Here is a 23386-nt window from a genome sequence, read left to right as displayed (position 1 = left end):
TTTGTAGCTAGATTACATTTTTGATCATCACTATTTTGTTGCTTTAAAACTTTCTGGTTTTAACCTTTGCTTTTTCTTTTTAGGTCCTTAATTCTTTGTTTATAATTTTCTTCACCACTTATTTCAAAAGCTTTTGTAACAAAAAGTAACGCATTTTTATAATCATTATTTCTTTCATAATAATCTGCCATAGAAGCATAAACGTTTGCACTTTTTGGATAAAACTCAATGGCAAGTTCAAAGTACATTTTCGCCTTTTCTGTCTGTTGCATATCCATATTCATATACCCTGACACATTCAAGAGTTCTTCTGGGTAAGGTGGCTCATTATAACCAAAATGTTCCTTGAGTTTATGCTCTCTATATTTTATGATACTAAAAAGTTCATCCTTGGTAGTTTCAAATGAATTTATTTTATCTGTATTTTCCATTTGATACCACTCAAAAAGTGAAACTAAGCCGTCCATAATAGACGGAAAAGGAACTGTACCATGTATGTCTTTTGGATAAAATTTCCAATCAAAAGACAATCCGTTATTAGTATTTTGCTTAGCTATATTTGAAAAGGTAATATTAGAACGTGCGAATAAGGTATAGTCTGTACTATCCTGCATTACATTATCTATCGTTATTGCTGAGTTCTGCATGTGCAATTGACCACTTAATGACATGAATAAAGATGTATTCTGATAATTCTGATTTTTAAATACTTCTTCAGCTTCTTTTATAAGTCTTTGGTTGTCCCAATCCAGGCTTGGGTCTATGGCTAAATAATTAGCAAATAAATCGGGTTGATTAAGTAGTGTGGAAATAGTAAATAAACCTCCGTAAGAATGACCAATTAGCGTTCTGTAATTAGTAACCGGATATTTATTTTCTACAAAAGGTATTAGTTCTTTCTCAATGAACTTTCTGAAATTGTCTCCCTCACCGTTTTCTTGCTCAAAAGGCATTCCATACATTTCTGTAACTTTTGAAATTGTCAAGTCACGCATCCTGTTATTAGCATTTGAAATACCAACAATAACCATTTCTGGCATAAAGCCACCACTGTAAAAACTATGAACACTATAAACAGTGGGTAAAAAAACTTCGCCATCCAAAACATAAACTACAGGATATTTTTGTTTTGAATTAGGATTGTAATTTTCAGGTAATTGCACATATATTTCCCTGTATTCTTCTAGATTTTCGGAATATATGCTATCTAAAACACCAATGTTTTGTAAAAATTTATTTTCTTGTGCTAAACCTATTACAGTTAGAAAAGAAAAGATGAAAAAAATATAGAATGACTTCATGGATGTTGTTTTTAAATCATTGATTTGTTGCAATATGTTGCTCTTTCAAAATCTCTAATATTCATTGAAATAACAGGGACGTCAGGAAACATTAATTTTAATTCGGATACGATTTTTTCTGATAAATTCTTTTTTTGAGACGTATTTCGTCCTTCCATTATATTCCCAAAAATATGAATAAAATCATCTTGAGTGTCTCCTATAGTATAATACTCAAAAGGATTAATTCTTACTTTAACATCACCTTTATCAAAAAGATTGGTTGATGCTGCTGTGTCATAAACCTTTTTAATAATTTCATTTGGTGATTTAATTTTAAGAATGTTTTTAGAACAATCAATTACAAAATGTGGCATAATTTTATTTTTTTGAGTATTTTTTAATCATTTCTATTACTTAAGAATTTTCTGGGTTTTATTCTAGTGACTTTTTATAATTGATTAGCGCTAAATCATTATTTCCATTCAGCTAATAATCTTCGCCCATACCATTATATATATTGTTAGTTGATACTTTATTTATTTTCATTATTTTCTGTTTCACCTGTATCAATGATTATAGCTTTTTTTAGTTCCTTTTCTCTTGGAATTTGAAATTCACCTTCCATAAAATCAAACATTCCCGGTGTTACTTCAAATGAATATGTTTCACCTTTTTCGTTATTTCTTTTTAATACTCTATTCTTTCTTAAATCATGTGGTGCTTTGATGTAATGGATTTGTGTTGAAATATCTAGTTCTTTAGCCAAGGATGTGAATAATTCTCTTTTTTCGAATTTAGTAAAACCAAGGTCAAGGACAACTTCAACACCACAATCAGAAATGTTTTTCGCAGTTTCCCAAATTTGTTGTTCACATCTATCAACTCTTTCCATGATCCATTTTAGATTCATTGATTTGGGCATGTCTTTCCCATACAATTTCCACATCCATTGATCAATTGAAAAATGAACTCCTTTTATATCTTTGGTTAGTTTCTTTGAATAGGTTGATTTACCCGCACCTTGTCGTCCAAAAACTATATGAATTTTTTTACTCATCCATTTTGTAATTTAATGGTTTCTTTTTTATGCATGTAGCTAACGGTTAGTGTATGGTGCATATCCCGCAGGGTATGCATTATACACCACTTAAGTTTGTTTTTTATATTTTAATTTTTTCCGGGTTTCTCCAAGTCCATGCAGCCCTTACAATATATAAGGTAGTTGAGATTTCTACAATACTGAAAAAGAGGTAGTGCATAGTAAAGTCACCGTCTACTAGTGTTCCAGCTTGAATTAATGTGAAAGCAATTCCTCCAACAATGTTAAACCAACGATTTAAAAAATATCTCAAAACTCTTGACAAGACAATCATTACCATCGAAAATTCCATTATGATGGCAAAAGTTAGCAAGAAACCTTGAGTAAGTTCTATGTCTCCAACCTTACCTGTTAAAAACTGATTGAGATCAGGAGCATAAAAAAGTGTAAACACATCACAAAAAATATAATTGACTGTTACAAATACCCATAAAGTGGAGAATAATACTTTTTTGTCCATATTTTCTAGTTTGATTATTTAATGAAGCACAACAAGTGTCTAAAAGTGGTTTTAGTTGACTATTTTGATGATTTAATGCAATGATTTTTTAATTGCAATCTACATTTGCTGTTTGATATGTTGATAATTTTAAATTTGGAATCTCTTGCCCATTTGCAATTTTAATACAAGTTAATGTTGGGTTTCTATCTACTCTAACATCAATAAGATTTGGTAAATTACTGATATCAAATTGTGTAAGCAAATTACTTGAACCATAGATGTACTCTAAGTTTACGTTGTTATCTAAGTTTATGGTTTGTACTTTGTTAGCAGAAAAAACCAACACTTTAAGTAATGGACTATTACTAAAATCTAAATCTGCTATTTGATTTAAGTTCAGCACCGCACTTTCTAATTTTGGAGCATGTACTATCTCTAAAGAAGTTAGATCGTTATGATCAATGAGAAAATTTTTCACATTATCATTATCCAATGTAAATTCTGTAAAATAGTTCCAAGATAAACTTAACCATGTTAAGTTTTTGGCTTTTTCTAAACCTTCTATTTCTATTAACCTATTAGAAGTTAAACTAATAGTATCTAATAAAACGTTTTTACTTACATCTAATGTTGTTAAATTATTTGCATCTGCTTCAAGTCTCTTTAAATTAACAAATGCTTCAATACCCTCTAATGTATTTATATTTGCTCCATTTAGAGATAATTTTGTCACTTTTTCAGCATCACTTCTTAGCATCTGCTGGTTTACAATACCGTCAGAATCAATTCCTTTTTCTATAAGTATTGCTTCAAAATTTTCATCAGGAATATTTAAATAATTATCAGGCACCTGTAAATTGTTATTATCACTAGAGCACGAAACTGTAATACCTAGAAGTATAATTATGCAGCAATGTATTAGTGATTTTTGAGTTAATTTTTTCATGTTAAATTGTTTTAAAAATTTGAGCTTGTTTATAGTCTCCAATAAATTTGTTTCTTTTTCTTTTTAAGCATTAAATTGTCCCAACCATTTTAAAATCGATTGGTTTGTTTCTTGTGGTAACTCTTGTTGAATGTGATGACCACACGCTAAACTAATCACATCCAAATTCGGAACAAAATCCTTTAGTCTTTCAAATTTTGGAATCATATCTAGGTTGCCATAGATCATAAGTGTTGGCTGTTTGATAATTGGATCAATATCCGCTAATATGTGCCAGTTTCGGTCAAGGTTTCTATACCAATTGATAGCTCCATTAAATCCAGAATTTTTAAAGGCTTTTACGAATACAGACAAATCATCCTCGTTCAACATAGGCTCACCAAGTGGTTTATCCGCTTTTGCAAGATTCATCATTAACATTCCAGGCTCTGGTGGAGCAAGAGGTACATTCTTACGAAATAAATTACGTAGAAAATTTTCTGTATGATTCTCTAATACAGCGTCTGCCACACCTGGTTTTTTATTAAAATGAACAAAATAGAAATCGTCTCCGAAAAACTCTTCCATAAACTGAATCCATGGTTTTTCACCACGTTCTTGATAAGGCAATGCAAGATTTATAATTTTATTGACACGCTCTGGATGCAAGAGTGCAAGGTTCCAAACTACATTTGCGCCCCAATCATGCCCAACAAAAACAGCATCTCTGTAATTGTAAAAATCTAGTAAAGCCACCAAATCATCTGTTAAATGGGTTATGTCATATGCCGTTACTTCTTTAGGGCATGATGAATTACCATATCCTCTTTGATTTGGAACAATGACGTGAAAACCAGCTTTAGCAAGCGCTGGGATTTGATAACGCCATGAAAAAGCGTGTTCTGGAAAACCATGACAAAGTACAATGGGATTGCCCATATTTTCTTTACCTGCTTCAAATACTTCTAACTCAATTCCGTTTATAGAAATTATATTTGGATTAGGGAATTTTAAAGATTCTAATTCTGCTTCCATTTTATTATTAGTTTTTACCTATTATTAAATCTTCTATTTTTTTAAAGTTCCTATTGCTAGGTACATGTTTTGAATCTTCTAGTAAAACAATTTCACTAAGTGATGAGAATATTCGTTTGGCTCTTTTTATCATTTTTTTTCCGGGAAATAGGATGTCTTTTTCAGCAGCTACAATAGTTATCGGCGTTTTTATATTGTTGGCAGATTGTTTGGAAATAACTGGTAAAGGAGAAAAATCCATATTACAGTTTTGAAAAGTAGTTCCCATAAATTGGATGGCAAAATCATCAGCCTCAGTAAAAAGAACGTTTATTACTTTTTTTAGATAGTTGTCATTATTTGTTTTTATGAATTTCTTTAAAGGAATAAACATTTTAAACAGTCCTTTAAAAGGGTTTCCATTTACGATGTACACTGGTGCAATTAAATATGCTTTTTTAATATGAGTTTCTTTAAATTCTAAAGTCTTTAAAGAAATAAAACCTCCAAAAGAAAATCCAACTAAAGTAACTTCTGTAAGCCTTAAGATTGCTATAAGTTCTGTAACCCATTTTCCATAATCTAGCGACTTCATATCTAATCGATTCTCTGCACTTTTATTCGGTTGTGCCAATACATCAATTGCATAGACACAATATTTTGAAGATAAATTTGGGAGTGATTCTAAAATTAAAGGAGCACAACCTCCTGTACCATGAATAAGTAGTAAAGGCGGATTTTTTGTATCGCCTGTAATAATGATATTTGTAACTCCGAAAGTAGTTTCTATCAATTTTTCTGAATATTCAATATTCAGTTCATCTAGCTTCTGATTGTAAAGCGTTAAGATTTTTTCTTTTCCTTCTTTTGATTTGAAAAACATTTTCTTTTTGTTTTTTTATTGATATTGTAATTGTAATTGTTTTTTATTTACTAGAATCTATACCCTATTCGCAGATGCATATTTGGTTCTATTCCACTTTCGTCTTCTAAATAACCTGCGCGCTTAGCAAATGTGTAACTATATCCTATTCCTATACCTGCTTCGTAACTGAAATGATTCCCTATATTTCTTCTAATTCCCCAAGTAGGTATAATGGCAAAATCACTTACCACAGGAGCATCGTCTGCATTAAACAAAGCCAATTCTGGATGATAACTGGTTTTTAAGGCAATAAAACTACCACTATTCCCATCAATTCTTTTTGAGTTTTTTGAACGTTTTTCGAGGTTATAATAAAATCGAGGCTCAATTACTATAACAGGTGTGAGGATAAAAGGAGAATTGTAATCATCATAATAAGTAGTCTCCCATATTCCAAAATCAAAACCAATTTCTGTTCTCAATGCTATGGTATTTGATAGTTTTGTTTCATTATATGCCCAGATTCCTAAAACTCCAGTTTGTAATCCGAATATTGATTTTTCTACGCTTGTGTTTTGAGATTTAGCGGTTAATGTTATTCCGCACAAAATCAAAGTAATTAATGTTTTTTTCATGATATTTTATTTTTAATAAGTTTAATTTTTTAGTTGTATTATTTATTTTCTAGAATAATCTATAGGTATTATATATTTAAATACTCGCCTGTTTTCTTTCTTATTACTCTTAAAGATTCTATTCATAATAATTTGTTTTTAAATTCCTTGATTGACATATTCTATAATTTTACGTATTCTTTTCTGTTTGGTTTCAGGGAGCTTCGCTAAAACAATCCAGCCTAACAGTTCTTTTTGTTTCGATTTACTCAAACTCAGAAAATTTTTGAATGAATTTTGATGAGCGGCTAACGCTTTTTGCAAATCATTTGGAATGATTAAGTTTTCTACATCATCCATAATTGACCAATACCCATTTTGTTTAGCAATAGCGATACTTTCAAAACCTGTTTTTGTCATTTGTTTATTTTGAATGAGTAAGTCAACCTTTTCTTTATTTATCTTAGACCAAACACTTTTAGGTTTTCTTTTGCTGAAATATTGCATATATCTTTTGTCATCTATAGTCTTTTTAGTGCTATCTATCCACCCAAAACATAATGCTTCATCAACCGCTTCACTCCAACTAAGAGAAGGTGTTTTTGTTGCTGTTTTATAATATACAAGCCAAATAGCATGTGTTGAGTGATGATTTTTTTCTAACCAGCCACGCCATTCCAATCGGTTTTTAGGGCAGTATGTTTCTAATTCCTTTTTAAGCATTATCCTTATTTTAAGTACTTTGACATATTTGATTTATTCCAACTGGTAATTCGGTTGTCTTTGAACCTTTTGTAATGTAATTAGTTGTTTAATTATTCAATTTACCTGTTGCTTTTCACAAAGAAATTTATAAACGATGTGAAACGCAATGGTAAATACATGAACGTAAATAATGAGCCTTAGACGTCTGTTTTCAACCCATTTTTCAATAATTTCCGGTTGTTATTTTTTTAATTATTAACCAGGTTCTTTCTGCTTGTTTTTGCTTCAACAAAGATCTATCAATAGGCGACATACTTCTTAAGCCTTATGGCGCCTTATGTATAAAGTTTGATGATTAAATGAAAATTATGATGCAGGTATATAAATAATGATGCAAATAAGCTTTATATGGTATCTTATTTTAATTTTTCATTTTAATTTTTTTAATCATTTTTTTTGCGTTGGTATTATTTGGGTTTAATTCTAAAACCTTATTATAATTTTGTAATGCCATACTATTATTCCCATTAAGATAGTAAGCCTCGCCAAGGCTATCATAAGGGTTGGCCGAGTTAGGAAACTCCGAAACTAACAATTTGAAGATTTTAATTGCTTCCTTAATTTGGTTTTTCTCAATTAGTTTATATCCTAATCTATTTAATTCTCCCTCTTCAGAAAAATTATAAGTATCAGGATAATTTTTCTTTAATTGTTTATAATATTCGATACCATCATCTACATTATTATAACATTTTTGTCTTATTGAGAGATAAACTGATTTTTGAGGAATTTTAAAAGAGTTTCCTTTTGTAATGTTTTCTATGGCCTCAGCAATATTCCTAAGTTTTAAGTTTTTATTATTAGTCATTAATATGACCATTACATCTTCTTTTAGGTTATAATGTATTAAAGACTCGTAATTAAAGGAAGAACCTTGATGTTGGTATATCATTAACTCATTACTCTTAAAAACACCTTTCCCTAAAGCAGACTCGCTGTTTTTTGAAAAGGAATCGAATAATAGCATTCGAGACTCCTTTGAGATTATCTTACCTGAATGTAAACTATTAACCCAATTGAACATGTCAGATATGCTAGGAAACACCCAACCTGAAAATTCAATATCACCAGAGCTATCATTCACTAAATCATTATTAAATGAAGTTACTAGCTGAGTATTTTTGGAAGTTGCATCTATAATAGCATCTGACATTTTACTAGGAATTAGAATGTTTTCTTGGATAAAATCATTGAAAGACATCCCAGATATCTTCTCCACAATTCTTCTTTGTAGAAAAACATTATTGTTACTATAGAGATAATCAGACCCTGGCTCAAATATTAAATTGTCGATATTCTTTATATCAGTATATATATCTTTATCATTTTTCACACTATTCCATTTTACTTTTGGTAACCCACTAGAATATTGTAATAGATGTTTTATCGTTACTTTGTGGGACCAATTTGGTAGCTGTAAATCAAACGTTGATAGCTTATCTTCAAGATGAAGTAATCCTCGTTCTTTCAAGATCATAATAGCAACTGCGTTGAATTCTTTTGCAATAGAACCAATGTTAAATATTGAGTTTCTACTAAGTTTTTTTGATCTAGAGGCATCGGAATATCCAAATTCATTTTGATATATAATAGTATTGCTCTGTGCCACAAGGATGTTCCCATTGAACAATCCACGTTCATAGGACACCTCCATCAATGTGTCTATTTGGTTTATTGATATTTCAGATAAATCCGTTGTCTTGGGATTATTTTTATTCTGACAGCTTGTGAAAAAGATTATTGATATTAGAAAAATTAGAATTTTTATTTTATTCATTTTGGAAAATTATTAAGAGACAATAAATTTATTAAACTGTTACAATTTTTAATTAAAGGCAACTATACCCTATTCGCAAGTGCATATTTAATTCAACCTAAAATTATTTAAATAGTTCTTTCAATGGATACCCACTATTTCCACTTGGCAATTGAAGATTCAGAATCATTGTTAGTGTTGATGAAATGTCTATAGGCGAAACTTTTCTTACCGATTCTCCATGTGTTATTCCATTTCCAAACCAAAGTAAAGGAACATGAGTGTCATAACTATAGCCTGAACCATGAATGGTCCCTTTTACTGAAGACACCTCAATTTCAGAATCATCATCTTGAACTAAACCAGCATCAAAAGTAAGAAGAACGTCTCCAGATCTTTTTTGGTGATATCCATTTTGAACGAGCTTCTTTAAACCAGAATTATATTGACTGGTTTGTAAGTGATGGGAAGCTAAAGCCCCACTGATTCCCTTAAGATTTACTAAAAAATTTACAGCATTTTGCTGCATACTTTCTAATTGTAATCCTTTTTCAAGGATAGCAGTTCTGTTCAAATACAACTGGTCATCTTCAAAATTTTGAATCCATGAACCTTCTCCATATTTAGTGCTTAAATATTTACTCAATTGGTCTTTATATCTTGCTATTCTAGCGACTCCAGTAGGAACCTTTATATCATTTAAATAAGAGGCGATAGGAACTGCACCATGATCAGACGTAAGAAATAACGTATATTCTCCTTTACCAATTTCTTTATCTAAGAATTTTAGAAGTTTACTTATTTCAAGATCTAATCTTAAATAAATGTCTTCTATTTCAACTGAATTTGGGCCAAAAATATGCCCTGCTTTATCCGTGACAGAATAGCTAATTGTAAGCATATCTGTTTCTTCATCGCTACCCAATTTTTCATTTTTAACTGCATCCATAGCAAATTCAGTGAGTAATGTGTTTCCAGCTGGCGAAAACCCTAACATCAAATATTCTATATTTCTTTTTCTGTATTTTTCTCTAAGTTTGTTGAAGTCATAAGGAAAGGTCGGGTTGTTATCTCCAAGGACAACCTCATATTTGTTGTTATCTCCATAACTTTCAGTATAACTCTCTATCGGGTAAAGTGTATTCCAAACGGTATCTAAATACTTACTCGATTTCTCTAATTTATTAAACTTACTTACCCATTTAGGTAACTCATTCATATAATAAGAGCTGGAAACAAAATACCCAGGACTTGTTTCAATATCATACCAATATGCTGCATTAGCAAGATGACCTCCAGGTAATACAGCCCCTCTGTCTTTTAATGAGACACTAATTACTTTTGATCTGAAATTAGTACTCATTCGTAGTTGGTCAGAAATTGTAGTCGTCAATAGTTGCTTGGGTGAAGCTCCTATATTATTTTGATTCTTGCTGCCAATTAAAACTACGGTAGTATCTTTCACACAACTAGTATGTTTCTCATTATACCGATTGTACCAACTATTACCTATTACACCATGTATGGCTGGTGTGGTACCTGTATAAATTGATGAATGGCCTGCTGCAGTAACCGTTGGAGTATAATTATATTGCGTATTTTTATAATTGAATCCATCTCGTAAAATTCTTTTAAAACCATCTTCGCTGTATTTTGTTTCATATCTGTATAGTTGTTCAGCCCTCATTTGATCTACAACGATACCAATAACTAATTTTGGTTTTTTTGAGCCTTCAGTTTGCCCATAGGAAAAATTTAAGCTAATTATATACAATGCTAAAACATTGATTATTTTATTGGATATTATAAGATTACTCATTGTTATTTTTGAATTTGGTTATTAAATGAACTTATGCAAGTTGAATTTTAGAGACGATAATCTGAGTTTTTTATCACATTCAAATTAGCTTTTTCGTGGGTGATTTATTTTGTTGGGACGCACCTTTCTAAAAATGCTATTGAGTAAGGTAATATTATTTTCGACTTAGTTAAGATTGCGCCTAACGGCAAGTATAAGCGTAATGCGGGACTAGAAGCTCTTAACTATCAATCTACTGATATGTTTGTTGTAATTTAATTCGTTCAATTTTAATACTTTAGCCCGAATTACGTTTATACATTGTTATGAGAAGTGATTATATTTTCATATTCATTGCCTCAGTGACTTCACTCAACGTTTCAATAGCTGTTCCTCTCGCTTTACTTATACCTTTAAGCAAAATATCCCTGACATAATCTTTATTTTTTTCAAGCTCTATTCTTTTTTTTCTAATAGGCTCAAAATATGTATTTATAGCTTCTGCTGTTAGCTGTTTAAGTTTTCCTGCACCTTGGTCGCCAATTTTATCAGCAATATCTGTTGGGCTTATATCTGAACATAAGGAAGCTAACTTAAGTAAGTTGGAAACCTCTGGTCTGTTTTCGGGGTCGTAAGATATGTAACGACTTGAATCAGTTTTGGCAGATTTTATTAGTTTTACTGTTTCATCAGCGGTTGACTTTATCATAATTGAATTGTTGCGACTTTTACTCATTTTTTGAATACCGTCTAACCCAAGAATAGTAGGGGTATCAGTAAAAAGTGCAACTGGTTCTGTAAAAATATTTTTATTGAATTTGGTATTAAAGCGCTTTGCAATTTTCCGAGTTAATTCTATATGAGGTAATTGATCTTTTCCAACAGGAACCACATTACTTTTACAAAACAAAATATCAGCAGCTTGATGAACTGGATAGATATACATTCCTGCATTAATATTACTCAGTCCTGAAGCAGTAATTTCTTCTTTAACAGTTGGATTTTTGTTTAATTCTGAACTGGAAACTAATGTCAGAAATGGAATAGTTAGTTGATTTAATTCAGGAATATGACTATGTGGAAAAATATGAGTTTTATAATTTTCAGGGTCTAATCCACAGGCTAAATAGTCCAAAGTTAGTTCATATGTGAATTTTGAAATTTCATTAAAAACATTTCTATCTGTCAACACTTGATAATCAGCAATTAAAATATAAGTCTCAATTCCTAAGCTTTGTAATTTTAATCGGTTTATAATTGAGCCAAAATAGTGTCCAAGATGCAAATTACCTGTAGGTCTATCTCCCGTCAATACGCGATACTTATGAGGATTCTTATACAAATCATTTTCTAATAATTTGCTTTGCTCTTTTGCTTTTTCAAAACTTTTATTTAACATTTTTTGTTTAATTTTACTTATAGCTAGGTCTTATGCCAAAAATTAATAAATAACCAATCATCCAAAATTCACCAATAGTTGCCGGTAGCGTAAGATATTCATTGAAGCTAAAATCAATGCCTGCATAGTGGATTAAGGTGCTTAATACATAGCCAATACCACCTAAAACAATAACTCTTCCCAACCAGATGGGCATTCTTTTAGATTTGATAACTATGTATCCCATAGGAAACAGCCAAAGTCCAAAGAAAAGACCACCAATACCCCAGGCATTAGAAATTATTTGTTGAAAAACCTGAATTAGTAAAACTTTGTCTTCCATAGCACTTATATCAGAATTGGCAATACCTATTGCTGAGGCCATTGAAATTGCACTGATCATAATGACTAAAGCATTTACCATTCCCCATATGCCTAGCGTCCAAGCTTCCCATTCATAACTATCTTTAAATAATTTAAAAAACCAAACTGCGGTAAGTGCCTGAGAAATTACGATACCAAATTCTAATAGCAACCGAATTCTTGCTGTAGATTCTAATTCTACTAAATTTGTTAGCGTTTGTTCAGGATTACCAGACACAAATATTTGAGAATGAAAGACCATAAAGCCTAGAATTCCTGTAATAGCCATCATTAAGTACCATAAGCCAGTTATTCTAGCAGTCTTAATTAAATTTTTCTGTTCTGTATTTGCAATCATAGTTTATTTATTTTTATTATTTAATACTAATTCGGACTCTGTAAAAGATTAATTGTTACAGTTTTGCCCTAATGGCACACAACATGTTTGTATATGGTTTGTTGCGTGTTTTTCACCACAGTACTTTGTTACCAAACGTATTCGTTGATATTACCAGCTTCGAAATCATTCCTCTTGATTAATATATTTTAACCCTTCGTATAGGGCTACTAATGGTACAGAGCGATGGTTTTCTTTTTCAAAATATTCTATTTCGATATTTAGAGGTTTATCCGATTTCTTTTTTATTAAAGTATAGAGAGCGTCGTGTCTTTGTTTATTCCTTTCGTAATTAGCCTCTCCTTGATTGGCAGTAGCGATATAAAGTTTTTTATCTAATGATATTGAGGAAATAGAATCAACTTTGTTTTTCATCATCTCCTCATTCCACCAAATACTTGGGTCTAAAGAAATGTAAGCATTGAATACGCTATTTTTATCCATATAGGAATTTAGTGTAAGTAGTCCTCCTAAAGAGTGCCCAATAAGAGTTCTAAACGGTTCTGTCTTATACTTTTTATCAATATAAGGTACTAGTTCTTTCTCAATGAAATTCAAAAAAATCCTTCCACCTCCCATATTATTCGGTCGTTTGGTCTTAATTTTTGTAACTGTAAAATCTCGTTCTCGGTCAACATTCTCTATGGCTATAATAATACTTTCAGGCATTAAATTGTTTCGATTCTTATTAGAACTCATAAAATGTACTATTCCAGATGCTGTTTTAAAATGAGTATATCCATCCAATAATATGATAACTGGATATTTTTTATCAACTTCAGATGAATTATTGTATGAATCAGGAAGACTTATTAAACAGGTTCTTTCTTCATCTAAAATATTAGATTTAATAACGAACTTACTTCCTACTATAATATCATCTGTTTCATGCTGTCCAAATGTGGTTTGTACTCCTGAAAGAAGAATATATAAAATTACAAATGTCAAATTTTTCATAATTTGCTTTATATGTTTGGTAACAATAGAATATATGGCCATAGATAAATTTTTAAAACCAGCTAAATCCTAACCCTACATTAAAAATTAAGGCATCTCTTTGTGCATCTCCATCTAATGAAGCATGACCTAAAACTAATTTAGACTGCACATTTAGTGCAAAGTTTTTCTTTTTATACATTTCGTAACCAGAACTTATCATTACAGCAGTTCCAAAATTCCAATCGTCATTTACATCGTCTTTAATATCATATAATGCAGGCGAATCCATTGCTAAACCAATTCCTCCATGGATCCACCACTTATCCTTTACCCAATATTGCACAGATGGAATAAGTCCTCCAAAATTCCTATCATTATCCTGAAATTTGTAAATATTTCCAGGCATTGAGACAGTAATAGCCAATTTTTCATTTAACATATAGCCCAGTTTTATATCTGGAAAAACAAAGGTTCCTTGAGATTCATCGAAAGTTTGAATACCTTCACTATCTTCTATACTGATGATACCTCCACCTACTGTAAATTCAAACAAGAATCCCTCTCTTTGGTTTGTTGTTTCTGTATTTGTGTTTTGCGCACCTGTTATACTAGATACTAAAGCAAAGGCTACACAAGCCATTTTTAATAAAATTTGTTTTTTGATTGTTTTCATTTTAATTATTTTTATTTTGTTTGATATTGTAATTGTTTATTGTTTTTATGAATACTATTATTCATTGCAAAGTTGGTTAATGCGTAAAGTTTAAAAGTTCGTATTTTGAAACTAGAACAAATCTTTATGCATCATTATTTGGTTTTGAGATCAAAAACTATTTTTGCATCTACCCAAAAGATATCTACGTTCTCGTATTTATCCGACCCAACATTTCTACTGAAGAAAAGGTATTTGCCATCTGGCGTTATGCTTGCTGAAGCTTCCCATGCATCGGTATTTATTTTATCACCCAAATTAATTGCATTACCCCAAGTACCATCATTTTGTTTAAAACTGATATAAATATCAGAGTCTCCAAAACCATCTTCTCTTTGAGCATCAAATAACAAATACGATTCATCTGGAGCTATAAAGGGATGGCTTAAAAAAGTTCCAGTGTTTATTGCTTTGGGCAATGCTTTTGGCTCTTCATGCTTACCGTTAATTAAACGTGAATAGCGAATTGGAAATATTGAATCATTTTCTTTATAGGTGTCAAAATAAAACGTGCTATTTGCAGATGATGAAAGACGCATAATATACATAGAATCATTACTTACCGTGGGAGGTTCAAGGTTTTGTAATTCCGACCATCCAGTTTCCGTTCTTTTTAAATATCTATCACCTAAATGCATGGTTTCACCGTCTGGAGAAATTACTGGTCTTCCTATCCATGGAGATGCTATTTCTGATTTTTCCCATTTCCCGTTGGTTTCGTTGTATTTATATTCGTAAAAAGCCGACTTTTTATGTTCTTCTCCTCTTCTAATAAAATAAAACGCCTTCATATCTGGAGTAAATGCACTATTGACTTCATACAAATCTGTAGATACAAGACCTGGAGCAAATGGAATTGGATTAAAACCAGGTAGTTTTTGCCCAAGATATGGGGTTTCTAAAGTCGAAGAGTCATTTTCTTTCGCATTTGAATTATTAGTTTTACAAGCACTTAATAATATTACTGTTAGTAATACTGAAAGATAAATTATCAGATTTTTCATTTTAATTGATTTCAAAGTGTTCGTTTTTTGATTGATGATCTATTTTGTATTCTTGGTAAATACATCAAGAATTTTTTGAATATTCCAACGCTGCACCAAGTGCAATTCCAATGGAAAACCACAAAGCTATGTTTGAAGTTAATAGGCCTAATAATACTCCTGAAACGATGCCTGTAGCAAGTCTAATCCCTTTTTTATTTTCAATTAATTTCATAATTGTTTGTTTTTTGATTGTTTCAATTTCTAATATTTAATTACCTCGTTTTATCTCTACAAAGATCCATAAAGAAGCAATATGCCTCTAAACACTTGTGTAGCACTAAGTATGAAGTTTGATGATTAATTAAAAATTATGATGCAAGTAAGTCTTTACATCATATCTTATTTTAATTTTTATGATTCCATTTACATTTTTACATAAAACTTATTTTTCAACGATTAGGTTTTCCAAATATCTAATAGCAGTAGCCATTAAGTTCTTTCTATTTTTTGCCTTTTCATTAAAAGAATCCAAAGTCTCTCTGTTCAATTTTCGACCCTTTACAAAAACATAGGTGGGTTTTTTACTAATAATTTACAAATTGAAATATTCTATAGCGCAACTAAATAGTAATAATCACATTTCCTCTTTTATGCCCCATTTCAACGTACTTATGTGCTTCAGCCATTTTTTCTAAAGGATATATACAATCAATAACAGGTGTAATCTTCTCTTGTTCTGCTAAACTTTTTAAATTTAAAAAAGCTTCTTTTGGTGTTAATGGCGTCCCATGATCTATGGATATGTATTTACCATTCGAAGTCAATGCTTTTTTGCTCTTCTCTTTAAGTGTCGATGATTTCGAATTACCTACAGCATCAATCACATAGTTATAGGTTTCTAATTGTGCTTCAGCATTTTTTAAGGTGTAGTCAATCATCTTATCACTTCCTAAAGATTTTACTAAATCGAAGTTTTTACGACTACAGACACTAGTAACATATGCACCCATATGTTTCGCCAATTGTATCGCCATTGTACCTATACTTCCTGACGCTCCATAAATTAAAACTTTGTCGCCCTTGTTTATACTCGCCTTTTTTAATAAATGAGAAGCTAGCAAGCCTCCATAAGGAATGGCTGCTGCTTCCTCAAAACTAAGATTTGCAGGTTTTAATGCCAGATTCCAATCTTCTGGTAAACAAATATATTCTGCATAAGAACCAAAACGACGTTTGGTAGGCGAGATTGAACAATACGCAAAAACCTCATCCCCGGTTTCAAATAATGTTACATTTTTACCTTTACGCTCCACAATTCCAGTTGTTACCATACCCAACACAGGATTTCTTGGACGACCAAAACCAAATATAAGTTGAAGTATAAATTTAGGAATCATGGGTTCATTCATTCTACGAATAAGAACATCGCTTGCGGTAACTGAAGTAGCACATATTTTTATAAGTACTTCATTAGCTTTTGGTGTTGGTTTTTTAACAGTACTTAGCACTAGGTTTTCTGCATCTCCATACTTTAGACATTCTATTGCTTTCATTATTAAAATATTTTACTACAAAGTTGATACAAATAGAGCTGTTAAAGGTTCGTATTTGTAAAACAGAACAAATTCAATTATTCTATTAATTTCTCCAATTTATTATTAGGGTTATTTTACTTTTGTGTTTTTGTCGGATTAGTTCAAAAGACATAGACAAAAAGTATTGCAAAAATCACATACACAGCTGTAAGAGAAATAATAATTTCTGAATGTGCTTGAATCTTAGAAGCAATTTTGCCTAGTGCAATTGCCCCGACCCCAAAATGTATTAGATTTCCAATTGCAATCGGTCTATTATAAATTCCTCCAATTAACGTTCCTTTAACCATCCAATTTAAAATTCCAAAACCCAAGTATAATGCACTCATTATTTTCAAAAAGAGTGTAGTAATAGTATTTGGCTCGACATTTAGGTATTCTACTATTTCATTTGGTAAAAAAGAATTACAATAATGGCCAAAAATAAAGCACTTGAGGTCATTACTATTGTGGTGTTCAATTTATTTATTTAGGTTTAATTACTGATTAGTAGACTTAAAATAAACATTGTTACTAATTTGATGAAGCAAAACTAATTGTAGCTTATAAAAGGAAGTTTCTATTTTTTAAATCAGAACTAACTATTACTCTTAAGGTAAGTATTTGGTGTTATCCCCTCTATTTTTTTAAAAAAGGTATTGAACACTGTTTTAGAATTAAAACCACTATCATAAGCAACAGCCATTATAGTTAAGCCTTTGTTTTCTTCCAAAAGAACGCGCTCTTTAAATTCATTAATCCTAAAAGTATTGATATATTCAGAAAAGTTTTTTTGAAAGCCGAGATTTAATAATTGCGAGACATAATTGGCAGGAAGCTCTATATAAGAGGCTAAATCTTTTAAAGATAAATCTGGGTTAAGGTATAGTTTATAATCTATCATAATTTGCTCCAATTCTTTGCTGTACTTTTTAATTTCACTAGTATCCAATAATATTTGTTTGTAACTTTTCTTTTGCTTATAATTCAAGTTATCCGGAATAGCTTTCAGTATAATGTCTTTAAACCTTTTGTGATTTTTTACAGGTTTAAGAATTGGTGATGGATTTAGTAATAGAATTAAAGGCAAACGTTTATCGTATGCTTGGGTTATTAAATCAATTACCTTTTTATTATTACCCAGTAAGGCATTAACTAATATCAAAAACATGAACGCCTTATCTAAAAGTTCAGTTTTTAAGTAGGTTTCTAGTTCTCTTAACCCGTCATTACACTTTTCGGTTTCGTTGAGTTTGGCATAGCACATGGTTTCACCTCCTAATTTGGTGAGGTCTTTCACAGAAACGCCTTCAAGTGAACTGAAATATGTCAAAGCTTCATTTGACTGACCTGACATTAATAGGCAAATTCCTATATAAATTGGTGGAAAGAGTAATTTAGGGTCTAAATCTAATGCCTTTTTTAGATGAGGTATAGCAGTTTTATAATCTTCTTTTAAGTAGTATAAAAAACCCTTGTAATGATGATTTATAGCCGCATAAGGATCTAATTGTAAGGCTTTGTCAAGATAATTAAGTGCCGCATCTAATTTTCCTTCTACGGTCAAAAAATTAGAAATCGTTAGGTAAATATCGTCTGCAGGTTGAATTTCCAAAGCCTTATTTGCATGGTTGTAGGCTTTTTTAAGATTCCAGTTTTGCCAACATTCTATCCAAGCCAAATTCAATTGTGATCTTGATGAGTTTGGGTCTAACTCTAACGCCTTTAACAAATATGGTTGGGCCTTCTCATATGCTTCATTTGAAGGCAAAATACCCATGGTTCCCATATTAACATATGCCAAATTAATATCAAGGTAAGGGTTTGAAAAATTGGGTGCCTTATTAATAACTTCCTTTAAAATATTGATGCCTTTTATGGAGTTTTTATAATCCAACTTCATAATGTAATATCTGCCTTTCAGATATTCTCTGTATACATCTACTGCAACATCAACAGGCGCTACCAGCTTTTCTTTTATTTCGAGATGACCAATATGCTCGCGTAATTTTTCAGCAATAAACAGACTGATTTCATCTTGAATTTCAAAAACATTTTCCGGGTTTCTATCAAAGGTTTCTGACCAGAAATGAAAGTCCTCTAAAGTATCTATCATCTGCACCGTAATACGCATTTTATGTTTTGACACTCTTACACTGCCTTCAATAAAAGTAGCCACTTTTAAATTCTCTCTTATCTCTTTAGCAGTTACTATTTTGTTTTTAAAGTAAAATGAAGAGGTTCGGGAAGTCACCGAAAGTTGTTTGATTTTTGCTAATGCGTTAATAATTTCTTCGGTTAATCCATCGCAGAAATATTCGTTTTCAATATTACTGCTCATATTGACGAATGGAAGTACTGCTATAGATTTTTGGTCAATCAAACTCTTCGATCCTTAAAATAAAAGATAAATATAAGTCAATTAACTCTTGTAAAGAATATAAAAAACATATTTCAGCAAATTTGTGAACAGATAAAACGGCTAAATGGAGAATTCTCTAAATGATATTTTAATTATTATATTTTATTTAAGGTATTTTAATACGGCATTTAAACAAACAAATTGGTGTTAGATTGATTTAAAGAAAATACTGGAATTTTTAATTTTTTAAATTCTTTAGTACGATTATAGTTGTTAGATTCAAGTTTTGTAATTGGATAAAAGAGTTAAAACCACAAAAAAATATTTTTTATTTTAAAATAGGCAATTAGCTCTGTAGATGTCATATCCGTTCTAGATACAAACCCTTTGCCGCCAACAGGTGTGCTATTTTTTATTCTTAACGTATGATTTAATAAATGGTAAATGGTTATATCTTTCCAATTACTAGCATATTCTGGAAAATATTTTTCAATGTTATCCTTAATATTCAATTTTCCTTGCTCAGCAAGCATTAAAATAGAAACTGCTGTAAATTGTTTTGTAATTAAACCAATTTGAAATACAGTATTCAACTGCATTGGTGTATTTAGTTCCAAATTTGATTTCCCAAAAGCATTATCATATATAGCTTTTTCATTTTTGGCTACCAAAATTGAAATTCCAGGATCTTCTGTGCCGTAATCTATTGAAACTATAGAGTCTATTTTTCATGCATAGCTTTGACTAAAACTAATGGAAGTTAAAAGAAGAAAGGTAATCAGTAAAGTAATTCGCGTAATAAAATGAGTCATAATAATGTATTTAATGTTTATGTGACAAAATTAAATACAAACCTGACTGACGCTTGCGCCAAGGTTATGACATCTATGATAAATTCACTATATAATAGAAAATAAGCACTTTTTTGTTTTGAATTTTTGAATCCAAATAATTCTTTTTAAAAATTGAATTAGGTGTGATTCGTTCTATTTTTTAAAAAATATATTAAAGACTGTTTTTAGAATTAAAGCCATATATCATTATAGTTGTTGAATTTCCCAACCAAGAAGTTTTGCAGATTTTGTTTAATATTGAACATTATAAAAAATTAATACCCTATGGAAACAAAGCTTTCATAGATTTTAAAGTATTTATATCTCAAAAAGAATAATTGATTTTGTCTAGTGTTTTATGAGAGTTCATGAATAACTAAATTATTGTTTAGAACTTATTCATTAGTTCACTTATTAAAAATGAAGGGAAAGAAAACTTATTATAAGCAACAAAAGAAGTAAAAGAAATTAAAATTTATTATTTGCGTTTGTCTTTTGTATGATTTGGAAAGGCTATTAGATTAAAAGATTCTCTTAAACGGCTTCTAATTCTATTGCCATAAAATTGTTCTAGTTTTGTGGTTTGTGGTAATAAAAAACTACACCTTAAATGCTTTTTGCATGAGTTGAATTTCTTTATTTGAAATGCCTATTTTTATTGCCAATTGTTTCCAGGAAGTAACCGCAGCGAATACCTCATCTAAAATACTATTCATTTGGTTTTCATCTAAACGGAAATATATGCCTACGGTTTTGGCTAAATCGTAGTTTAAGGCATTATCATCCATATCGATATTTAAGGCCAGCCCCTCTTTATCTATAGACGGATTGAGGTCGTAAGCTGGAGAGAGCTCCCAACCCTTGTTTGTAATTATAAACCCATGATTGCGTAAATGATCATCAGTATTGGAAATGGCAATATTAAAAATCATGCGTCGCCAAAGTTGCTCGAGATTGCTTTCTATATTACTACCATGATTTTGAATAAATTCTGCTAATTCCAAATAACTTGCTTGATGATCTCTGATTTTCACCTCGTTATTACCAGTCATGGTCATTGCCGAAGCGAAATGAATTCTTTCGCCATTTTCTCTATCGAAGCGTTTTGTAAAAAATGTATTGTAATTTCCGGTAACCTTTTGGATTTTACATTCAGACATTTTTATACCTGCTTTTAATGCCAATTGATATGCTAGATATTCCCAAGCAGCTTTGTCTGTGGTATCATTTTTTGCAGGGAATTTTGCTATCCACAAATTTTTATCGTTATCTAAAATATTTGCTTTGGGTCTGGCACCACCCAAAGAGGAACCAGGTGCCATTAAAATAGCTAACCATTGTCTTGCTTCATCATTTTCGGTATCATTTTCAAAGTTTTGAGCAGCATCTTGAAGTTCACGTATTGATGACCAAGGTGGTGTTGGAGACAGATTGTTATTATCTAAAAATGGACCATCTACATCTGTTTTAAATCTTAATGCCCCCATTCGGCTTTCATCATACACACCGAGTAAAAAGTCTATTTCATATAATGTTTTTGCTTTCTCTCCAATTACAGCTGCTTCTTGAGCCGCTCTTCTTTTCATTAATGTACGTCCCCAAGTATCTGGCATACTGTCTAAAAAGACACCAAAATTTTCTTTATTATTTGGATATTGTGGACCACCATAAAACTGAATATCTGGATCTAATAGCATTTGGTTTTTAGATTTGATCCAGTTTTTATCATACTCGAAACTAAAAGCCTTTTTTCCTTTTGCGTTTAGTGCTGAAAGAATGCCTATTAATTCGGGTTCTATTATTGGTTTCCAATGTGCGTATACGTATATATCTAGTTTTTTAGTAGCCATTTTACACTTCTAATTTATGAGATTGCTTCGTCGTGCCTTCTCGCAATGACAGTTATTTTATAATAAATCTAAATCTTGTAATTTTCTTCCAAACTCATCATCCGCTGCTAGTTTTAAGAAATCGTCTTGTAAGCCTAATACTCTTAATACATTGAAATAGGCACCCAATGTTACACTAGGACTCCCTGTTTCAATCAGGTATAATGTACTTCTTACTATATCGGCTCTTTCAGCAACTTGCGTTGTTGTTAGTTTACGTCGCTTTCTTGCTAATTTGATGTTTTCTCCCATTTGCTTAAGAATGTCCTTATGCTTAGGAAATAGTATTTGTATTTTTTTATTCATGACAACAAAATGATTGTTATTTCAATCAAATATAGTTTAATTGATTGAAATAACAATCAAAATAATAATTTTATTCTTTTTATATGACCTTATAAACAAATAAGATATCGGTTTAAACTGATGAGATTGCCACATTTCGACTTCGCTCGATACAAGCTGCGCACTCCACGCAATGACGTTGACAAGGGTAAATAATTTAATTTTTTACACTCGTTTAAAAAACAGAGGTAAAATTTACCTTCGTTTGTCTTTTGTATTATTATTAAAGGCTATTAAATTAAAAGATTCTCTTAATCTACTTCTGATTCTATTGCCATAAAATTGTTCTATTTCTGATGCTGATAGATTGGTAGTGAGATGTGTTTTTGTTCTTCGACTTTGCTCTGGATGTGTAAAAGCATCATAACGACTTAGCAAGATTTCTCCCATTACATTGCATTCATTCCCAAAGTATTTTAGATTGCTTTCGGTACCTAAATCATCAAAACAAATGATTCCTGCTTTTTTTTGATGGAGTTTTGGTTTGCTGTATTTGTGTATTACTTCATAACCTTCTTTTATGAATTCGAAACTTACTTCTCTGCAAGATTTTACATAGTATTTCTGATCTTTTGGTACTAAGAATTTTAATAATGACATTAATGTGGTTTTACCACAACCAATGGGACCTGAAAGTAGGACTCCTTTTTCTAAATAGATATTGCATCTTTTTACCATTTTTTGATCTTGTAAACTGTAGGCTATCAATTTGTAGATAATGGTTTTGTCTTCTTCATATATTTTGAAATGATCACCAAATAATTGCTTTCCTTTGGATTCTAACCAGTTTGTGGTTTTTTGGTAGTTGTACATGTTCGGTTTTCGTTATTCGTTGTTACTTCTTTTCTTTTTGGGAATGATGAAATGGTTTTTATATTTTTCTTCATATCATTTTGCCTTGATGCAAAACGAAAAAAAAGATCAAGCCCTGAATCTTCGGCGGTCAATTAAGTTTTTGTTGTCTAAAAGAAATGAACTCGCAAAAGCTCAAACAGCATTTCTTTTTTAACGACAACTTCAAACTATTGACACTCGCCTGCCAGATTC

24 protein-coding genes and 1 pseudogene are annotated in these 23386 nt (G+C 30.9%); all 25 read right to left on the bottom strand.

Annotation, left to right across the window (positions count from 1 at the left end; translation table 11 throughout):
- Positions 1–59: 59 nt before the first annotated feature.
- The 25 genes and pseudogenes from K8354_RS03340 to K8354_RS03220 all read right to left on the bottom strand — a co-directional run bounded on the left by K8354_RS03340 (position 60) and on the right by K8354_RS03220 (position 23152).
- On the bottom strand, positions 60–1301 hold the full coding sequence (locus tag K8354_RS03340; RefSeq protein ID WP_223445363.1) for an alpha/beta hydrolase-fold protein: 1242 nt from the start codon (positions 1299–1301) through the stop codon (positions 60–62).
- A gap of 11 nt (positions 1302–1312) precedes the next feature.
- A complete protein-coding gene (locus tag K8354_RS03335) occupies positions 1313–1657 on the bottom strand; it encodes a 5-carboxymethyl-2-hydroxymuconate Delta-isomerase (RefSeq protein WP_223445362.1) in 345 nt (114 codons plus the stop codon).
- Positions 1658–1815: 158 nt separating this feature from the next.
- Positions 1816–2340 carry a P-loop nucleotide/nucleoside kinase family protein gene (locus K8354_RS03330; protein ID WP_223445361.1) on the bottom strand — a complete coding sequence of 175 codons (525 nt, stop codon included), beginning with the start codon at positions 2338–2340 and terminating at the stop codon, positions 1816–1818.
- A 103-nt stretch (positions 2341–2443) separates the two neighbouring features.
- On the bottom strand, positions 2444–2842 hold the full coding sequence (locus K8354_RS03325) for a DUF6326 family protein (RefSeq protein WP_223445360.1): 399 nt from the start codon (positions 2840–2842) through the stop codon (positions 2444–2446).
- 88 nt (positions 2843–2930) lie between these two features.
- Positions 2931–3770, bottom strand: a complete 840-nt coding sequence (locus K8354_RS03320) for a leucine-rich repeat domain-containing protein (protein WP_223445359.1) — start codon at positions 3768–3770, stop codon at positions 2931–2933.
- 63 nt (positions 3771–3833) lie between these two features.
- The gene (locus tag K8354_RS03315; RefSeq protein WP_223445358.1) at positions 3834–4784 is read right to left on the bottom strand and encodes an alpha/beta fold hydrolase; all 951 of its coding nucleotides are present in this window, start codon (positions 4782–4784) and stop codon (positions 3834–3836) included.
- A 7-nt stretch (positions 4785–4791) separates the two neighbouring features.
- Complete coding sequence (locus tag K8354_RS03310; protein ID WP_223445357.1) at positions 4792–5646, bottom strand: alpha/beta fold hydrolase; 855 nt, start codon at positions 5644–5646, stop codon at positions 4792–4794.
- Between the two features lie 50 nt (positions 5647–5696).
- Positions 5697–6263, bottom strand: coding sequence for a hypothetical protein (locus K8354_RS03305; protein WP_223445355.1), 567 nt, complete (start codon positions 6261–6263; stop codon positions 5697–5699).
- Positions 6264–6401: 138 nt separating this feature from the next.
- Complete coding sequence (locus K8354_RS03300; protein WP_223445353.1) at positions 6402–6965, bottom strand: YdeI/OmpD-associated family protein; 564 nt, start codon at positions 6963–6965, stop codon at positions 6402–6404.
- A 403-nt stretch (positions 6966–7368) separates the two neighbouring features.
- Positions 7369–8661, bottom strand: coding sequence for a serine hydrolase domain-containing protein (locus K8354_RS03295; RefSeq protein WP_223445352.1), 1293 nt, complete (start codon positions 8659–8661; stop codon positions 7369–7371).
- Between the two features lie 226 nt (positions 8662–8887).
- Positions 8888–10582, bottom strand: coding sequence for an alkaline phosphatase PafA (pafA, locus tag K8354_RS03290; RefSeq protein ID WP_223445351.1), 1695 nt, complete (start codon positions 10580–10582; stop codon positions 8888–8890).
- Between the two features lie 316 nt (positions 10583–10898).
- The gene (gene trpS, locus K8354_RS03285) at positions 10899–11960 is read right to left on the bottom strand and encodes a tryptophan--tRNA ligase (protein ID WP_223445350.1); all 1062 of its coding nucleotides are present in this window, start codon (positions 11958–11960) and stop codon (positions 10899–10901) included.
- Positions 11961–11973: 13 nt separating this feature from the next.
- On the bottom strand, positions 11974–12660 hold the full coding sequence (locus K8354_RS03280; protein ID WP_223445349.1) for a DUF4386 domain-containing protein: 687 nt from the start codon (positions 12658–12660) through the stop codon (positions 11974–11976).
- Between the two features lie 165 nt (positions 12661–12825).
- Positions 12826–13698, bottom strand: a complete 873-nt coding sequence (locus tag K8354_RS03275; protein ID WP_223445348.1) for an alpha/beta hydrolase — start codon at positions 13696–13698, stop codon at positions 12826–12828.
- A gap of 10 nt (positions 13699–13708) precedes the next feature.
- Positions 13709–14311, bottom strand: a complete 603-nt coding sequence (locus K8354_RS03270; protein WP_223445347.1) for a hypothetical protein — start codon at positions 14309–14311, stop codon at positions 13709–13711.
- 134 nt (positions 14312–14445) lie between these two features.
- A complete protein-coding gene (locus tag K8354_RS03265; RefSeq protein ID WP_223445346.1) occupies positions 14446–15354 on the bottom strand; it encodes a TolB-like translocation protein in 909 nt (302 codons plus the stop codon).
- A 64-nt stretch (positions 15355–15418) separates the two neighbouring features.
- On the bottom strand, positions 15419–15568 hold the full coding sequence (locus K8354_RS03260; RefSeq protein WP_223445344.1) for a glycine zipper domain-containing protein: 150 nt from the start codon (positions 15566–15568) through the stop codon (positions 15419–15421).
- A 388-nt stretch (positions 15569–15956) separates the two neighbouring features.
- Positions 15957–16889, bottom strand: coding sequence for an NAD(P)-dependent alcohol dehydrogenase (locus K8354_RS03255; RefSeq protein WP_223445342.1), 933 nt, complete (start codon positions 16887–16889; stop codon positions 15957–15959).
- A 143-nt stretch (positions 16890–17032) separates the two neighbouring features.
- Positions 17033–17260, bottom strand: a complete 228-nt coding sequence (locus K8354_RS03250; protein ID WP_223445340.1) for a hypothetical protein — start codon at positions 17258–17260, stop codon at positions 17033–17035.
- 248 nt (positions 17261–17508) lie between these two features.
- On the bottom strand, positions 17509–19293 hold the full coding sequence (locus K8354_RS03245; protein WP_496559639.1) for a helix-turn-helix domain-containing protein: 1785 nt from the start codon (positions 19291–19293) through the stop codon (positions 17509–17511).
- 284 nt (positions 19294–19577) lie between these two features.
- Positions 19578–19946 (bottom strand): serine hydrolase domain-containing protein, encoded by a 369-nt coding sequence (locus K8354_RS03240; protein WP_255164378.1) that lies wholly within the window; start codon positions 19944–19946, stop codon positions 19578–19580.
- Between the two features lie 637 nt (positions 19947–20583).
- Positions 20584–20682, bottom strand: a pseudogene (locus K8354_RS03235) (ATPase); the annotation flags it as partial.
- A gap of 22 nt (positions 20683–20704) precedes the next feature.
- Positions 20705–21955: a type II toxin-antitoxin system HipA family toxin gene (locus tag K8354_RS03230; RefSeq protein ID WP_053975184.1), complete on the bottom strand. Its 1251-nt coding sequence runs from the start codon at positions 21953–21955 to the stop codon at positions 20705–20707.
- A gap of 57 nt (positions 21956–22012) precedes the next feature.
- Positions 22013–22246, bottom strand: a complete 234-nt coding sequence (locus K8354_RS03225) for a helix-turn-helix transcriptional regulator (protein WP_223445336.1) — start codon at positions 22244–22246, stop codon at positions 22013–22015.
- A gap of 288 nt (positions 22247–22534) precedes the next feature.
- Positions 22535–23152 carry an ATP-binding protein gene (locus K8354_RS03220; RefSeq protein ID WP_053975186.1) on the bottom strand — a complete coding sequence of 206 codons (618 nt, stop codon included), beginning with the start codon at positions 23150–23152 and terminating at the stop codon, positions 22535–22537.
- Positions 23153–23386: the final 234 nt, after the last annotated feature.

Source organism: Polaribacter litorisediminis (assembly GCF_019968605.1).
GTDB lineage: Bacteria > Bacteroidota > Bacteroidia > Flavobacteriales > Flavobacteriaceae > Polaribacter > Polaribacter litorisediminis.
This window is presented reverse-complemented; position numbering and strand designations above follow the sequence as displayed.

Bases quoted from the DNA above. Each gene is read 5' to 3' on its own strand.
- K8354_RS03340 (WP_223445363.1), bottom strand. From the start codon at position 1,301: ATGAAGTCATTCTATATTTTTTTCATCTTTTCTTTTCTAACTGTAATA.
- K8354_RS03335 (WP_223445362.1), bottom strand. From the start codon at position 1,657: ATGCCACATTTTGTAATTGATTGTTCTAAAAACATTCTTAAAATTAAA.
- K8354_RS03330 (WP_223445361.1), bottom strand. From the start codon at position 2,340: ATGAGTAAAAAAATTCATATAGTTTTTGGACGACAAGGTGCGGGTAAA.
- K8354_RS03325 (WP_223445360.1), bottom strand. From the start codon at position 2,842: ATGGACAAAAAAGTATTATTCTCCACTTTATGGGTATTTGTAACAGTC.
- K8354_RS03320 (WP_223445359.1), bottom strand. From the start codon at position 3,770: ATGAAAAAATTAACTCAAAAATCACTAATACATTGCTGCATAATTATA.
- K8354_RS03315 (WP_223445358.1), bottom strand. From the start codon at position 4,784: ATGGAAGCAGAATTAGAATCTTTAAAATTCCCTAATCCAAATATAATT.
- K8354_RS03310 (WP_223445357.1), bottom strand. From the start codon at position 5,646: ATGTTTTTCAAATCAAAAGAAGGAAAAGAAAAAATCTTAACGCTTTAC.
- K8354_RS03305 (WP_223445355.1), bottom strand. From the start codon at position 6,263: ATGAAAAAAACATTAATTACTTTGATTTTGTGCGGAATAACATTAACC.
- K8354_RS03300 (WP_223445353.1), bottom strand. From the start codon at position 6,965: ATGCTTAAAAAGGAATTAGAAACATACTGCCCTAAAAACCGATTGGAA.
- K8354_RS03295 (WP_223445352.1), bottom strand. From the start codon at position 8,661: ATGGAGGTGTCCTATGAACGTGGATTGTTCAATGGGAACATCCTTGTG.
- pafA (WP_223445351.1), bottom strand. From the start codon at position 10,582: ATGAGTAATCTTATAATATCCAATAAAATAATCAATGTTTTAGCATTG.
- trpS (WP_223445350.1), bottom strand. From the start codon at position 11,960: ATGTTAAATAAAAGTTTTGAAAAAGCAAAAGAGCAAAGCAAATTATTA.
- K8354_RS03280 (WP_223445349.1), bottom strand. From the start codon at position 12,660: ATGATTGCAAATACAGAACAGAAAAATTTAATTAAGACTGCTAGAATA.
- K8354_RS03275 (WP_223445348.1), bottom strand. From the start codon at position 13,698: ATGGCCATATATTCTATTGTTACCAAACATATAAAGCAAATTATGAAA.
- K8354_RS03270 (WP_223445347.1), bottom strand. From the start codon at position 14,311: ATGAAAACAATCAAAAAACAAATTTTATTAAAAATGGCTTGTGTAGCC.
- K8354_RS03265 (WP_223445346.1), bottom strand. From the start codon at position 15,354: ATGAAAAATCTGATAATTTATCTTTCAGTATTACTAACAGTAATATTA.
- K8354_RS03260 (WP_223445344.1), bottom strand. From the start codon at position 15,568: ATGAAATTAATTGAAAATAAAAAAGGGATTAGACTTGCTACAGGCATC.
- K8354_RS03255 (WP_223445342.1), bottom strand. From the start codon at position 16,889: ATGAAAGCAATAGAATGTCTAAAGTATGGAGATGCAGAAAACCTAGTG.
- K8354_RS03250 (WP_223445340.1), bottom strand. From the start codon at position 17,260: ATGAGTGCATTATACTTGGGTTTTGGAATTTTAAATTGGATGGTTAAA.
- K8354_RS03230 (WP_053975184.1), bottom strand. From the start codon at position 21,955: ATGGCTACTAAAAAACTAGATATATACGTATACGCACATTGGAAACCA.
- K8354_RS03225 (WP_223445336.1), bottom strand. From the start codon at position 22,246: ATGGGAGAAAACATCAAATTAGCAAGAAAGCGACGTAAACTAACAACA.
- K8354_RS03220 (WP_053975186.1), bottom strand. From the start codon at position 23,152: ATGTACAACTACCAAAAAACCACAAACTGGTTAGAATCCAAAGGAAAG.